The organism is Pseudoxanthomonas sp. 22568, assembly GCF_052044485.1.
Lineage (GTDB): Bacteria > Pseudomonadota > Gammaproteobacteria > Xanthomonadales > Xanthomonadaceae > Pseudoxanthomonas_A > Pseudoxanthomonas_A beigongshangi.
In genome coordinates this window covers 281458-295878 of record NZ_JBQENC010000001.1, presented here as the reverse complement: position 1 = coordinate 295878, position 14421 = coordinate 281458, and the positions used below count along the sequence as shown (strand labels likewise).

Sequence of the window (14421 nt, the reverse complement as noted above, 5' to 3'; positions counted from 1 at the left end):
AAGCCGCTGGTGATCAGGCGCCGGTGGATCCGCGCAGGATCACCCGCGCGGGAATCGACTGGCTTTCCACCGCCTCGCCATTGATCAGCCGGAGCAGGCTGTCGACCAGGATCTGGCCCGCGCGCTTGGTGTCCTGCTGCACGGTCGACAGGCCCGGGGTGACGAAGGCGGCCAGCGGGATGTCGTCGAAACCGGCCACCGCCACGTCCTGCGGAATCCGTCGACCGTGTTCGTGAAGCGCCTTCATCGCGCCGATCGCGATCAGGTCGCTGGCGGCGAAGATGGCATCGAAACGGACCTTGCGCCTGAGCAGTTCCTGCACCGCCTCGTAGCCGGACTGCTCGCTGGTCACCGCGTCCACCTGCAATGACGGCTGCGAGGGACTGCCGGCGGCCTGCAGCGCCTGCGCGTAACCGCGATAGCGCTCGAAGAACTCCGGGTAGTGGTTGGAGGCATGGCCGAGGAAGGCGATGTCGTGCCGCCCCTGCCCGATCAAGTGCACGGTGATGTCGTGGCCGCCCTGGAAGTTGTCGCAGCCAATCGAGACGCCGGGCTGTCCGGGCAGCACCGCGCCCCAGCGCACGAAATGGGTGCCCTGCTGGACCAGTTGCTCCAGCCGCGACTGCGCTTCCAGGTAATCGCCATAGCCCAGCAGGATCAGGCCATCGGCCTTGTTGCTGTCCTCGTAGTCGGCCTGCCAGTTGGTCGACAGCTGCTGGAACGAGATCAGCAGGTCGTAGGACTGCAGCGCGCAGGCGCGGGTGATCGAGCCCAGCATCGACAGGAAGAACGGATTGATTTGGGAATCGTCGGGGGTCGGGTCCTCGAAGAACAGCAGCGCGATGGTGCCGGAGTGCTGGCGGCGCAGGTTGGAGGCGTTCTTGTCGACCTTGTAGTTCAGTTCCGCGGCGATCGCCTGGATGCGTTTGCGGGTTTCCTCGTTGACCATCGGGCTGCCGCGCAACGCGCGCGACACGGTCGGCTGCGACACGCCCGCCAAATGGGCGATGTCCAGCGACGTGGCCTTGCCTTTGATGGGAGCGATCACGAGGGACGGGGCATGTTCGGCATACCCCCGCATCATGCCACGTGGCCGCGCCGGCAGCAGCGCAGGCCGGCGGATAAGCGTTCGCGGCGGGTTCCGGCCGATGCGCCGGCGGTGTTCAGGCGCCGACCGGCACCTCGATGCCGTGCAACTGCACGCCATCGGCATCGCGGACGCTGACCGAAACCTCCACGCCCTGGCGGACGCTCTCGGTCACCGTGCAGAAGTTCTCGAACTGGGCCAGCAACCGTTCCAGCGACTGATACGCCTCGGCCGCCTCGGCCAACTGGATGTCCACCTGCACGTGGCCGACCCGCAACCGGCCCTGTTCATTGCGCGCCAGTTCGGTGGTCGCGGTGGTCACCAGCGGTCCCGGCTGGTTCTTGAACTTGCGCATCGCGAACAACAGGCTGGCCGACAGGCAGTTGGCAATCGCGGTGGTCAGCATCAGCGTCGGGCTGGGACCGGCGCCCTGGCCCAGCGGTTCGGCTTCATCGGTCAGCAATTCGGGAATGGCGGTGCCGTCGAAACGGACCCGGAACTGGAAATCCTGCTCCTGGTGCAGGGTGACGGTCAGGCGCGGGTTCTCGCTCATCGAAAGGGCTCCGGAAGGACATCAGGGTTGGGCGCGCGCGGCGGTGGTGCCGGCCGTGCCGCCTTCGCAGGCCGCGCCGAGCAACTGAGAATGACGCAGCCAGTCCTGGTCGGGATAGTAGGCAAATACGAACGAACCGTTGCGGATGGTGTCGATCAGCGGCCGCGCCACCGCCGTGCGCACCGCCGGGCAGCCCAGGCTGCGGCCCAGCCTCCCCTGCTGGCGGATCAGGGTTTCGCTGACATAGGGCGCGCCGTGGATGACGATGGCGCGTTCGCGCGCGCGGTCGTTGATGCCCGGTTCCAGCCCTTCCAGGCGCAGCGAATAGCCATTGCCGCCCACGTAGGCTTCCTGGGTGCGGAAGGCGCCCAGGCTGGACATGTAGCTGCCGTTTTCATTGGAGAAGCGACTGGCCAGGTTTTCGCCGGTGTTGCGGCCATGCGCCACCCACTCCTCGAACAGCAGGCGCTGCCGCGCCAGATCGAACACCCACAGGCGCGGCTGGGTGGACGGGCGCGAATAGTCGATCACGCTCAGGGTTGGCGGCAGCGCGGTGCCGCGCAGTGCGCAGGACATCGCCTGGGTGGCGAGCGAAAGCACCTTGCGATCCAGTTTCGGCGCGGTGCGCGCGAGCTGGTCGACCAGGCCCGTGGCGGGTGCGTTCTGCGCGTGCCCCGGCAAGGCGACGCTGGCGAGCAGGCTGGCGAGGGAAAGCAGGCGGAAACGGGGCGGCATACGGAACCACGGGGCAACGGAGGAAAGTAGCGAGCGCCGTTCCGCTGGCCATCGCGTCAGGGCTGGATGGGGCCGCCGGGATCCGATTCCAAGACGGGCTCGGCCGGCTGTTCGGCCGGCGTTGCGCGCACCCCGGGCAGATCCGAGACCAGCACGGTGGTACCGGGCTGCAGGATGCCATACAGGCGGCGCGAGAACGCCTCCGGTACCCAGAAGGATTGGCCCAGCGCCTGCAACGTGGGCATCGCCGCGCCATCCTCGCCCAGCACCCGGTGGGCGACCCAGCGGTGCTGGTGACGCTGCGGATCCAGCAGGCTGGGAATGTCTTCCATCTCCGTGGTCATCACGAACAGCACGGTGCCGTTCAGTTCCAGATCGCCGACCCGCTGCAGCGGCGCCGACCCGATCAGGACGCCGTCGCGCAGCACCGATACCCGCCGGTCGTACAGGCTGACCAGGATGCTGACCGGTCCCCGCGGCGCCGCCGCCTCGTCCCAATAGACCTCGAACTCGCCCAACGGCGCCGCCACCGCCTGGCCGCTGCGGGTGACCGGCGCCAGTACCGCCGGGTGCACCACGCTGGCCGGAGCGGCCTTGGCGTTGGCCACCACCACGGTGTCGCCGCGCTGGGTGATGCCGAACAGTTGTTCTGCGAACGCCTGCGGCAGGCGCACGCAGCCATGCGAGGCCGGATAACCGGGCAGATGCCCCCCATGCAGGGCGATGCCGTCCCAGGTCAGCCGCTGCATGTAAGGCATCGGCGCGTTGTTGTAGAGGTTGGAGCGGTGATCCTTGTTCTTCTGCAGGATGGTGAACACGCCGGTCGGCGTGTCCTTGCCTGGCTTGCCGGAGCTGATCGTGGACACGCCAATCGCGATGCCGTTGCGATACACGTAGGCGCGCTGCTCGTCCAGGCTGACCACCAGCACCACCGGGCCTTCCGGCGCGACCTGCGGCGCCCAGATGTATTCGCCCGGCTTCAGCCGGCTGGCATCCTGCGCGGTCTGGGCGCTGGCGGTGGTGGCCAGGCCGAGGGCGACGCCCAGGGCCAGGGAGATGACGAGGCTTTTCTTCATGCCGCTCAGGATAGGGCCGCCAACCGATCGCGCAAGGCGTCGTAATCCGCCGGCATCGGATCGGCGTGGGCCGGCCGCGCCAGCAGATTCGCCAACGCCGATGGGACTTCGACCGGTCGGCCGATCAACGGCTCGACGATGCTTTCGAACTTGGCCGGATGCGCGGTCGCGGCGACCGCCCAGTGCCCGCCCTCGCCCGCCGCGCGCAATTGCTCCAGCACGTTCACCGCGGTGGCGGTATGCGGGCAGAACACTTCGCCGAAATCGGCATGCCGGCGCGCGATGGTTTCGCGAATCGCGGCATCGCCCACGCTGCGCGCGGTGAATGCGGCGCGCAATGTGGCGTCATCGTCACGATAAAGCCAGCGCAACCGCTCGAAATTGCTTGGCGCGCCAACGTCCATCGCGTTGGCGATCGTCGCCACGCTTGCCTGCGGTGCGTAGTCGCCGCCGCCGAAGTAATCCGGCAATACCCGGTTGGCGTTGGTCGCCAGCACGATCCGGCCCAGCGGCACGCCCAGCGCGCGCGCCAGGATCGCGGCCAGCGCGTTGCCGAGGTTGCCGGTCGGAATCACCAGGTTGAGCGATTCGCCGGTTGACGCCTGATGGCGCAGCGCCGCGTCGGCGTAGTAGCTCATCTGCGGCAGCAGCCGGCCCAGGCTGATGCTGTTGGCCGAACTCAGCGGCACTCGCGCCTGCAACGCGCCGTCGTTGAGGGCGCGCTTCACCAACGCCTGGCAATCGTCGAACGCGCCGGCCACCCGCAGCGCGCTGACGTTGTCGCCGAAACATCCCAGTTGATGCGCCTGCCGTGGCGAGACCCGTCCGTCCGGATACAGCACCACCACCCGCAGGCCGGGCTGGCGATGGAACGAGGCGGCGACCGCGGCACCGGTGTCGCCCGAGGTCGCCACCAGGATGGTCAGCGGCTGCGCGCCGTCTTGCCGCAGCCGGACCAGGCAGGCGGCCAGGAAGCGCGCGCCGAAATCCTTGAACGCGGCGGTCGGGCCATGAAACAGCTCCAGCACGTGATCGCCCGGGGTGGCCAGCGGCTTCAGCGGCGCGGGGAAATCGAAAGCTTCGCGGCAGATCGCCGGCAGCTCCGGCTCCAGCGCATCGCCTTCGAAAAATGGCGCCAGCAACCCGGTCGCGGTATCGGCCAGGTTCGCACCGGCGCGCAGCGTGCGCGACGCCGGCAGTCGCATGGGCACATACAGGCCGCCATCGGGCGCCAGGCCCGCGGCAATCGCCGCGCTCAGGCTGGCAGGTTCGGAAGCATCGCGGGTGGAGATGAAATTCATCGTTTTTCCGTAGGGGAAGAGATTGCCGGTGGCCCAAGTGGCCGACCGCGTGTTGGCGGTGATCGCGGGCGGCGGCGGCTTAACACCGGCCGCGCCGTCAGCGAAAGATCCGCGCGCTACAGCAACCGCGCCGCCGGCGCCGCGATCGGCGACACCCAGGCCTGGCTGTCGAAACCCGCGGCCGCGAACGCCGCCTGGATGCCTGGCGCCGCCGCTTCGGCCCGGGCGCGGGACTCGAACCAGGCGAATACGCTGGGTCCGGCGCCGGAAATGCTGGCGCCCATCGCACCGGCCGCCAGCGCCGCCGCCTTGGCCGCGTCGAAACCGCCGATCAGCGGCGCGCGGCGCGGTTCGATCAGCACGTCGTTGAGCCCTTCGCGCACCAGCGTCGCATCGCCGCGCTGGCAGCCGGCCAGCAGCAGCGCCAGATGCGCGCTCTGGGCGACGAATTCCTTCAGTTCGTAGGCGCCGGCCAGTGCCGCACGCGCGCGCCGGGTTTCCAGCACCGCGTCCGGATGCACCAGCACGCAATGCCACGCCTCGGGCACCGGAATCGGCACCAGCCGATCCGCGGTCGACAGCACCAGACCACCCAGCAGCATCGGCCCGAGGTTGTCGCCATGACGCCCGCCGCTGGCGACGGCTTCGCCGACCAGCGCATGCGGATACAGCGCCTCGCGCGAGAGCGGCCGTGGCAGCAGCGCGTTGGCGGCCACCAACGCGGCCACGCACGATGCGGCCGAACCACCCATGCCGGATCCCAGCGGGATGCCCTTTTCGATCTCGATTTCGAAACCGAAGCCGGGATGTTCCGCCTCCAGCAGCGAAATCAGCGCCGCGCCGGCGGTATTGCCGGGCGCGTCGCGCGGCAGATCCACGGTGGCGCCGCGGATGTCGGCGATGCGCACTTCCGGCGCGGCGATGCGCCGTACGTGCACGGTATCGCCCGCGCCTTCGATCACGTGGCCCAGGATGTCGAATCCCACCCCCACGTTGCCCACCGAAGCCGGCGAGAACGCGCTCGCCGTGTCGGTCATTGCCGTTGCTCCCACCTGTTCCTCCTTCACAGCCTGGCTCCCTGTCCGGCGGCCACCCGCAGCAGATCGGCGAACACGCCGGCCGCGGTCACTTCCGGACCGGCGCCCGGCCCCTGCACGATAAGCGGATTGTCGCAGTAACGCCGGGTGGTGAACTGCACGATGTTGTCGGTCAGTCGCAGGTTGGCGAACGCGTGCGCCGCCGGCAACGCGACCAGCCCGACCCGCGCCCGGCCCTCGCCGTCCAGCCGGGCGACATAGCGCAGCACCTGCCCGGCGGCCTTCGCCTGCGCCAGGCGCTGGGCGAACGCGGCGTCCACTTCCGGCAGCCGGGCCATGAAATCCTCCACGCTGGCGTTGCGCAGCGCTTCCGGCACCAGGCTCTCGATCGCCACGTCCTCCAGCGCCAGCGAGCGCCCGGCCTCGCGCGCCAGGATCACCAGCTTGCGGCCGACGTCGGTGCCGGACAGGTCGTCGCGTGGATCCGGCTCGGTATAGCCCAGCCCGCGCGCCTCGGTGACCAGTTGCGAGAACGGCACGCTGCCGTCGTACTTGTTGAACAGCCACGCCAGGGTGCCGGAGAAGATGCCTTCGACCGACACCACCGCATCGCCGGTATCGAGCAGATCGCGCAGGGTGGAGATCACCGGCAGGCCGGCGCCGACCGTGGCTTCGTAGCGGAAGCGCGCGCCGCTGGCGGCGGTGGCTTCGCGGATGGCCTCGTAGCGGGCCAGCGGGCCGGCGCCGGCCTGCTTGTTCGGGGTGACCACGTGGATGCCGGCGGCCAGCCAGTTGGCGTAGCGTTCGGCCACTTCCGGGCTGGCGCTGCAATCCACGATCACCGCGTGCGGCAGGTGCGCCGACAGCAGATGGGCGGTGAAGCGATCCAGATCGGCCTCCTGCGTGCCGGCCTCGAAGCGTTCGCGCCAGTCGGCACCGATGCCGCGCTCGTCCAGCAGCATCTTGCGGCTGGAGGCAATCGCGCGCAGGCGCAGATCCAGGTTGGCCTTGCCCAGCAATTGCGGCTGGGCCGCGCGCAATTGTTCGATCAGGGTGGCGCCGACGTTGCCCGGGCCGATCACGCCGACCGAGAAGGTCTGCGGCGACAGCCAGAAGCCCGCGTGCGCGGCGCGCAAGGCCTTGGTCGCGTCGGCGCTGTCGATGGCCACCGAGATGTTGCGTTCCGACGAGCCCTGGGCGATCGCCAGGATGTTGACCCGCGCCCGTCCCAGCGCCTCGAACAGGCGCGCGGCCACGCCGGGCTGGCCGGCCATGCCGTCACCGACCGCGGCCAGCACGCTGACCCCGTCGGTGCGCTGCACGCGCTGGACCTGGCCGATGGTCAGTTCATGGGCGAACGCATTGAGCAGCGCGTTCTGCGCCCGTTGCGCCTCGGCGCTCCTGACCACGCAGCAGATCGAATGCTCCGAGGACCCCTGCGAAATCATCACCACCGACACCCGCGCGTCGCGCAATGCGGCGAACACGCGCTCGGCGGTGCCCGGCACGCCGATCAGGCCGGTGCCTTCCAGGTTCAGCACCGCCAGATCCGGGCTCAGGGTCAGGCCCTTCACCGGGCCGTGCGCGTCGCTGGCGGCGGTGATGCGGGTGCCCGGATGCTCGGGATGGAAGGTGTTGCGGATGACGATCGGCAGGCCACGCTCGATGGCCGGCGACATCGTCTGCGGATGCACGACCTTGGCGCCGAAATAGGCCAGTTCGCAGGCTTCGTCGTAGCTGAGCGCGCTGAGCTGCACGGCCTCCGGCACCACCCGCGGATCCGCCGACAACACGCCGTCCACGTCGGTCCAGATGTGCAGTTCGTCGGCGTTGAACAGGGCCGCGAAAATCGCACCGCTGTAGTCGCTGCCGTTGCGGCCCAGCGTGGTGATGCGGCCGGAGCGATCGCGGGCGACGAAACCGGTGACCACCAGCCGCCGCTGCGGGTGTCCGGCGCGCCAGTCCGACAATCGCTGCGCGCTCTGCAGCCAATCCACGTCCACGCCCAGATCGCCGCGGTCCACCACCAGCACGTCGCGCGCATCCAGCACCGCGCAATCCTCGCCGCGCCCCCGCAGGTACTCGCCCAGCAGATGCGCGGAAAACACTTCGCCCAGGCCCTGCACCCGATCCAGCACCTCGCGCGGCAACTCGCCGATCACCGCCAGCGCGCCGAGGATTTCGGCCAGTTCGTCGAAGCGCGCGTCCATCCATTCCAGGGTGGGACCCGCGTCCTCGGCCAGCAGCGCGACCGCCGCGCCGCGGTGGCGCGCGCGCAGTTCGTGCCAGCGATCGCGCCATTCGGCCAGATTGCCGGACGCCAGTTCGGCCAGGACGATGAGCGCATCGGTGACGCCCTTCATCGCCGAGACCACGGTGATCTGCTGGACCTCCTCGCGCGCCAGCAGCAACTGGGCGACATGGCGATAGCGTTCCGCGTCGGCCACGGAAGTGCCGCCGAACTTGTGCACGACCGTGGCGGACTGCGGCGTTTTGGACGGAAGCTGGGGTGGAGCGGCGACGCTGGACGACATGGACGGAACCTCGATAGGAGGCCCGGTACACGGATCAGGCTTTGGGCTCCCCCGCATCCTGATTCGGGTGCGGGGCCGTGATTTGCGAATTACGCGAACACAACCAGCCGCACCCTGCTAATCGGGGTGGTAATGGTGGTGGTAGTGGTGGCGGCCGAGGCAGCCCCGGTGCACGCGAAACGCCCCGCCGGCGACGGGGCCGGGCGTGCGGAATCGACGGTGGACGGGGCGTTCGGGCGCATGTCCGTAGAGGACACGAAGAGCGGGCGGGCTGTCAAGTGCTGCGTTGCATCAATGACGTCGACAGCCCTGCCCGTCCCCCTCCCGGCCCGGCCGGGAGGGGTGTTCCGTCAATAGTTGTAACGGAACTCGACGCCGAAGGTCCTCGGCCGCAGCCGGGTCGCCGCGCCGGTCATGCTGCGGGCGTCGGTGGCACCGTCCTCGTCGGTGAGGTTCTCGCCGAACAGGTAGGCGGACCAGCCACTGGGCGATTCCAGCCCGACCCGCGCGGCCAGCCGGGTGATCGCATCGCCGCCTTCGGTGCCGGCAGTGGCCGAGGTCTCGCGCCGCGAGTGGTACATCAGGTCGCTGCGGGCGATGCCCTTGAGCGAATCGCCGACCGGCCAGTTGTAGGCCACCCCGCCGCTGAACGTGGTCCTGGGCACGTTGAACACCGGGGTGCCCTTGTGGAACTGGGTGCCTTCCAGGTCCTCCTTGTAGACCGCGTCGATCACGCTGCCGCCGAAGTTGAACGCCCACGAACGGTTCGGCATCCAGGTGATCCCCAGTTCCACGCCTTTCTGGGTGGAGCCGGCGGAATTGAGGATGCCGCTGTACAGGCCGTCGGCCAGCGACATGTAGACCGGCACGTCCTTCCAGTCGCTGTAGAACACCGCGGTCTCCAGCAACAGCCGTCCCTCGTCGAACACGGCCTTGTAGCCCAGCTCGTAGCTCCAGATCGCATCCGGCTTGGTGCCGACCGGCAGATCGATTCCGGCCTGCTCGGCCAGTTCGATCGAGGTAATCGGCTGCAGTTGGCCGGACCGGTAACCACTGGCCGCGCTCGCGTAGAGGGTTGAATTTTCGTTCAGCGCGTAGGACAGGCTGAAGCGCGGACTGGTGTTGGTGAAGGTCTTCTGCAGCGTATTGCGCGTGGTGTCGCTGACATCCATCGAATCGACCTTGTCCTCGAAGTAGCGGACGCCGGCGGTCGCGGCCCATTTTTCGTTGATGTGCCAGGTAGCCTCACCGAACAGCGAGAACGAGTCATTGGTCTGCGAGGACCGGGTCGGCGACAGACCGGTCATGGCGGACGAATCCCGGCGTATCGCCTTGCGCAGGTAGTAGCCCATCGTCCAGTCCACCGCGCGGTCGCCGGTCGAGGACCAGCGCAGTTCATGGGTGCGCACGCCGATGTCGACCGTGCCCGCATAGGCCGTTGTCGGGTTGATCATGCCGCTCAGCCCGCGCCACAGGCTGCCGTTCGAGAACACGTACAGCAGTTGCGAATCGTCGAAGGCATAGCTGGCGGTCAGGCTGCCGGAATCCCATTCGTTGCGCACGTCGTAGTAGGAATCCACGCTCATGTCGTCGTAGGCCGCCTCGAATCCGCCCGGCGAATGCGCCTTGAACTTCCAGTACGAAAGATCGAGGTTGAAGCGCTCGTTCGGCGCGAAGCGCAGCTTGGCGCGGCCGGTCCTGATGCGCTGTTCGTTGATGTTCTCCTCGCCGGTCTGGCGGTTTCTCAGCCAGCCCGAAAGGGACTCGTCGGTGACGCCGAAGCGCATCGCCAGGGTGTCGTCCACCAGCGGCACGTTCACCATTGCCTTGACACCCCAGCCGTCGGTGCCGCCCTCGGTGTTGCTGTACGAGGTTTCCACGCCCGCGCGGAAGCTGTTGAACTCGGGCTTGCGGGTGATGACCCGCACCGTGCCGCCCATGGATCCCTCGCCGAACAGGGTGCCCTGCGGCCCCTTGAGGATCTCGATGCGCTCGATGTCGAACGAGCGGGTTTCCGGATACCAGGGCACGGTCACGCCGTTGAACGGCACTTCGTCGAGGTAGTAGCCGTTCTCGTTGCTGCCCTGGCGCGCGGACGCGCCGCGGATCTGGATGTAGGTGAACGCGCCGCCGGCATCGTACGCCGCCGCGCCGGGTGAGAACGAAATCGCGTCGCCGACGTTGTCGATGCCCATCGCATCGATCTGTTCGCCGGTGATCGCGGTCACCGCGATCGGCACGTCCAGGTTGCGTTCGTCGCGCTTGCGCGCGGTGACCGTCACGGAGCCGAGATCCACGGCCTGCTCGTCGGCGGCCCGGGCAACGCCCGCTTGCGCGTCAACAGGCGTGGGCGGGTTGTCGGCCGCCTGGGCCAGCGCCGATGGCGGCGCGATGGCGATCGCCAGTGCGACGGCGATGCGGGTAAGCGCCGGTCCATGGCGAAGCGTTCCTGATGGCGGATGGCAAAGGGATACCACGGCGACTCTCTCCTGGAATATCGAATGTAGAAACGGAACGCGTCCGGAGCCGCTCACGAATCCCGGGCTCCGTCGCATGGCGGGTGCGTTTCCTGCGCTGTCAGCGCTGCCCCGTCTTCAATATTCTTTTTGTCATGCATTCGACATCTAGTCGGCGATGACGGGATTGCGCACGGAATTCGGCACAATTCGATGTGGTCAATTTTTGTCCAGGCACGACTTCGCCTCGCAGCGAATTTTCGTTCGCTGCGAGGCGGAAAAGCCGCTCCCGCACTTCGCATTCGCGCGAGGAAACGTCGCGACACTGGATGAGGAAGAAATGACATCCGGACATCCACGACACGGATGGTCGTGCCCGGCGTGCGTCCCATCTCCTCCCGTCGGGGAGTCGCTCGGCATTGAGACGAAGCTGGGCGTCATTTCTGAAATGCCCGCCGGCGCGGCGCGGCCACGCCATGCCGGGGCCGGTCGCCCCATCCGCCCCTTCATGCGAGAATGCCGGCCATGGCCCCGTAGCTCAGCTGGATAGAGCGTCCCCCTCCTAAGGGGAAGGTCGTGCGTTCGAATCGCGCCGGGGCCGCCATCTTTCAAGCACTTAGCGGCGCCCTTCCGGCCCTGCCGGGGCGAGCCGCAGCGATGCCGGCAGTTCGCGCGGTCGCGGCGCCCACGGGCAGGAAACCCCTCCCGCCACCCCACTCGATGCCACCGCCGCGAAGACATCGATCCCGGCGGGTCATGCCCGGGTCCGGGGCGAGGTAGCCGCTCCGCCATGCGCCACCGGTCCGCATCGCGACACCATCGATGCGCCGTCACGCTCGGCGAATCGCCGAAATCCGGGTTGCCGGAAGCCCGCAGACTCGGCGAATCGAACAAGCCGCTCAGCACATCCACGGAAGGCCCGGATCCAGGCGGGCCGACGGGATCGCTCTGCTAAAATCGGCGGCCCGCCGGCGCAGGTCGCGCCGCGCCTTTTTCGAATCTTTTCTGGAGCGCTCCATGCCCGCAGACATCCTCAAGGCACTCGGCCTTGGCAAGACCAACTCCGGCACCTACCTGGGCCGCGGCGAGTGGTCGACGACCACCGACGCCGGCCTGTTGCAGTCGATCAATCCGACCACCAACGAGGTGATTGCCGAGGTCCATGCCAGCAGCCAGGCCGACTACGAAACCGTGGTCGCGCGGGCGCAGGAAGCCTTCAAGGTCTGGCGCACCACCCCGGCCCCGCGCCGCGGCGAAGCCGTGCGCCTGTGCGGCGAGGCGCTGCGCAAGCACAAGGACGCGCTGGGCTCGCTGGTCGCGCTGGAAATGGGCAAGAGCAAGCCCGAGGGCGATGGCGAAGTGCAGGAAATGATCGACATCGCCGACTTCGCGGTCGGCCAGAGCCGCATGCTGTACGGCTACACCATGCACTCCGAGCGTCCCGGCCACCGGATGTACGAGCAGTACCAGCCGCTGGGCCTGGTCGGCATCATCAGCGCGTTCAACTTCCCGGTCGCGGTGTGGTCGTGGAACTCGTTCCTGGCCGCGATCTGCGGCGACGTATGCATCTGGAAGCCGTCCAACAAGACCCCGCTGACCGCGATCGCGTCGATGAAGATCTGCAATGACGCGCTGAAGGCCGGCGGCTTCCCGGACATCTTCTTCCTGATCAACGACGCCGGCATCGAGCTGGCCCAGCAGTTCGTCGACGACAAGCGCATCCCGCTGATCAGCTTCACCGGTTCGACCCAGGTCGGCCGCACCGTCGGCGAGCGCGTGGCCCGCCGCATGGGCCGCAGCCTGCTGGAACTGGGCGGCAACAACGCGATCATCCTGGACGAAACCGCCGACCTGAAGCTGGCGATCCCGGGCATCGTGTTCGGCGCGGTCGGCACCGCCGGCCAGCGCTGCACCACCACCCGCCGCCTGATCGTGCACGAATCCATCTACGACACCGTGCTGTCCACCCTCATCAAGGCCTACAAGCAGGTCGAGGGCAAGATCGGCGATCCCACCGACCCGGCCAACCTGATGGGACCGCTCAACAGCCAGGGCGCGGTGCAGCAGTTCCTCGCTTCGGTCGAGAAGGCCAAGGCCAGCGGCGGCAAGGTCGAGACCGGCGGCACCGCGATCGATCGCCCCGGCAACTTCGTCCTGCCGACCATCGTCACCGGCCTGAAGAACTCCGACGAGGTGGTCCAGCACGAGACCTTCGCGCCGATCCTGTACGTGATGAAGTACAAGACCCTGGACGAGGCCATCGACATGCAGAACGGCGTGCCGCAGGGCCTGTCCTCGTCGATCTTCACCCAGAACCTGAAGGCGGCCGAGCAGTTCCTGTCGGCGGCCGGCTCGGACTGCGGCATCGCCAACGTCAACATCGGCACCAGCGGCGCCGAGATCGGCGGCGCGTTCGGCGGCGAGAAGGAAACCGGCGGCGGCCGCGAATCCGGTTCGGATGCGTGGAAGGTCTACATGCGCCGCCAGACCAACACCATCAACTATTCCGACTCGCTGCCGCTGGCGCAGGGTATAAAGTTCGACCTCTGAGCCCCGAGAAAGGAAAAGGACGCCGATGAACGCACCCGCCCGCCAGACCAGCACCCTGGCCATCATCAGCCTGATCGCCGGCATCCTCGGCTGGAGCCTGCTGCCCTTCCTGGGCAGCATCGGCGCGATCATCACCGGCCACATGGCGCGGGCCGAAATCCGTCGCGAGCCGCAGCGCCTGGACGGCGACGGGTTCGCGGTGGCCGGGCTGATCCTGGGCTGGCTGTCGGTCGTCCTGTGGATCATCGGCATCCTGGTGTTCGTGCTGTTCTTCGGCGGCCTGGTGTGGCTGGGCACGCTGAGCCAGTGAGCCGGGCCCGGTGACCGGCGCCGGCGACAGCGCACTACGCTTCAGCAACCGGGTCGCGGACTATGTCCGCTACCGGCCCGGCTACCCGGACGCCCTGTTCGACTGGCTGCACCGCGAACAGGGCGTGCCACCCGGCGCGCGGGTTGCAGACATCGGCGCCGGCACCGGTATCGCCACCCGCGCCTGGCTACGGCGCGGCCACCCGGTGATCGCGGTGGAACCCAATGCCGCCATGCGCGAGGCGCTGGTGGCGGATCTGGCCGGCGAGCCCGGCCTGGGCACGACCGACGGCAGCGCCGAGGCTACCGGACTGGAGCCGGCCAGCATCGATCTGGTATCCAGCGCCCAGGCCTTCCATTGGTTCGAACCGGATGCGACCCGCCGCGAATGGGCGCGCATCCTGCGCCCCGACGGCCTGGCCTGCGTGTTCTGGAACAGCCGCCTCCCCGACGCCTCGCCGTTCCTGCGCGACTACGAGGCCCTGCTGCACGCCCACGGCGAGGACTATGCGCGGGTTGCCGAACGCCACCCCGACGACGACGCCATGCAGGCCTGGTTCGGGCCGGGTTTCCGCGCGATGGCGCGCTTCCCGCATGCCCAGCCGCTGGATTTCGACGCCCTGTACGGCCGCCTGCGCTCCTCCTCCTCCACACCCCCGCCCGGGGATCCCCGGCACGAGCCGATGCGGGCGGAATTGCGCCGGGTATTCGATACGCACGCCGAACAGGGCATGATCCACTTCGACTACCTGACCCGTGTGTTCGTGGGCACCCTGCACTGAT

General features: G+C 68.4%; 11 protein-coding genes and 1 tRNA gene. 4 read left to right on the top strand and 8 right to left on the bottom strand.

Annotated features, from left to right (window positions below; genetic code table 11):
* Positions 1–13 precede the first annotated feature (13 nt).
* The 8 genes from ACTJI2_RS01515 to ACTJI2_RS01480 all read right to left on the bottom strand — a co-directional run bounded on the left by ACTJI2_RS01515 (position 14) and on the right by ACTJI2_RS01480 (position 10800).
* Positions 14–1081 carry a LacI family DNA-binding transcriptional regulator gene (locus ACTJI2_RS01515; RefSeq protein WP_183641097.1) on the bottom strand — a complete coding sequence of 356 codons (1068 nt, stop codon included), beginning with the start codon at positions 1079–1081 and terminating at the stop codon, positions 14–16.
* Positions 1082–1163: 82 nt separating this feature from the next.
* A complete protein-coding gene (locus ACTJI2_RS01510; RefSeq protein WP_440840844.1) occupies positions 1164–1640 on the bottom strand; it encodes an OsmC family protein in 477 nt (158 codons plus the stop codon).
* A 21-nt stretch (positions 1641–1661) separates the two neighbouring features.
* Complete coding sequence (locus tag ACTJI2_RS01505) at positions 1662–2375, bottom strand: murein L,D-transpeptidase catalytic domain family protein (RefSeq protein ID WP_183637407.1); 714 nt, start codon at positions 2373–2375, stop codon at positions 1662–1664.
* 56 nt (positions 2376–2431) lie between these two features.
* Entirely contained in the window at positions 2432–3451 is a 1020-nt protein-coding gene (locus ACTJI2_RS01500; RefSeq protein ID WP_440840843.1) for a L,D-transpeptidase, read from the bottom strand.
* 5 nt (positions 3452–3456) lie between these two features.
* Positions 3457–4752: a threonine synthase gene (gene thrC, locus ACTJI2_RS01495; protein ID WP_440840842.1), complete on the bottom strand. Its 1296-nt coding sequence runs from the start codon at positions 4750–4752 to the stop codon at positions 3457–3459.
* Between the two features lie 116 nt (positions 4753–4868).
* Complete coding sequence (locus ACTJI2_RS01490) at positions 4869–5789, bottom strand: homoserine kinase (protein WP_183637416.1); 921 nt, start codon at positions 5787–5789, stop codon at positions 4869–4871.
* A 26-nt stretch (positions 5790–5815) separates the two neighbouring features.
* The gene (thrA, locus tag ACTJI2_RS01485) at positions 5816–8323 is read right to left on the bottom strand and encodes a bifunctional aspartate kinase/homoserine dehydrogenase I (RefSeq protein ID WP_440840841.1); all 2508 of its coding nucleotides are present in this window, start codon (positions 8321–8323) and stop codon (positions 5816–5818) included.
* A 350-nt stretch (positions 8324–8673) separates the two neighbouring features.
* Positions 8674–10800 (bottom strand): TonB-dependent receptor, encoded by a 2127-nt coding sequence (locus tag ACTJI2_RS01480; RefSeq protein WP_440840840.1) that lies wholly within the window; start codon positions 10798–10800, stop codon positions 8674–8676.
* 506 nt (positions 10801–11306) lie between these two features.
* Here ACTJI2_RS01480 and ACTJI2_RS01475 point away from each other — a divergent pair.
* From ACTJI2_RS01475 to ACTJI2_RS01460, 4 genes are all read left to right on the top strand, one after another.
* Positions 11307–11383: transfer RNA gene (locus ACTJI2_RS01475), tRNA-Arg, on the top strand.
* Positions 11384–11796: 413 nt separating this feature from the next.
* The gene (gene amaB, locus ACTJI2_RS01470; RefSeq protein ID WP_192198880.1) at positions 11797–13329 is read left to right on the top strand and encodes an L-piperidine-6-carboxylate dehydrogenase; all 1533 of its coding nucleotides are present in this window, start codon (positions 11797–11799) and stop codon (positions 13327–13329) included.
* A gap of 25 nt (positions 13330–13354) precedes the next feature.
* Positions 13355–13639 (top strand): DUF4190 domain-containing protein, encoded by a 285-nt coding sequence (locus tag ACTJI2_RS01465; RefSeq protein WP_141452397.1) that lies wholly within the window; start codon positions 13355–13357, stop codon positions 13637–13639.
* Positions 13640–13649: 10 nt separating this feature from the next.
* Entirely contained in the window at positions 13650–14420 is a 771-nt protein-coding gene (locus ACTJI2_RS01460) for a class I SAM-dependent methyltransferase (RefSeq protein WP_318287333.1), read from the top strand.
* Position 14421 lies beyond the last annotated feature (1 nt).

Excerpts from the sequence above, each read along its gene's own strand:
- ACTJI2_RS01515 (WP_183641097.1), bottom strand. The coding sequence starts at position 1,081 with ATGCGGGGGTATGCCGAACATGCCCCGTCCCTCGTGATCGCTCCCATC.
- ACTJI2_RS01510 (WP_440840844.1), bottom strand. The coding sequence starts at position 1,640 with ATGAGCGAGAACCCGCGCCTGACCGTCACCCTGCACCAGGAGCAGGAT.
- ACTJI2_RS01505 (WP_183637407.1), bottom strand. The coding sequence starts at position 2,375 with ATGCCGCCCCGTTTCCGCCTGCTTTCCCTCGCCAGCCTGCTCGCCAGC.
- ACTJI2_RS01500 (WP_440840843.1), bottom strand. The coding sequence starts at position 3,451 with ATGAAGAAAAGCCTCGTCATCTCCCTGGCCCTGGGCGTCGCCCTCGGC.
- thrC (WP_440840842.1), bottom strand. The coding sequence starts at position 4,752 with ATGAATTTCATCTCCACCCGCGATGCTTCCGAACCTGCCAGCCTGAGC.
- ACTJI2_RS01490 (WP_183637416.1), bottom strand. The coding sequence starts at position 5,789 with ATGACCGACACGGCGAGCGCGTTCTCGCCGGCTTCGGTGGGCAACGTG.
- thrA (WP_440840841.1), bottom strand. The coding sequence starts at position 8,323 with ATGTCGTCCAGCGTCGCCGCTCCACCCCAGCTTCCGTCCAAAACGCCG.
- amaB (WP_192198880.1), top strand. The coding sequence starts at position 11,797 with ATGCCCGCAGACATCCTCAAGGCACTCGGCCTTGGCAAGACCAACTCC.
- ACTJI2_RS01465 (WP_141452397.1), top strand. The coding sequence starts at position 13,355 with ATGAACGCACCCGCCCGCCAGACCAGCACCCTGGCCATCATCAGCCTG.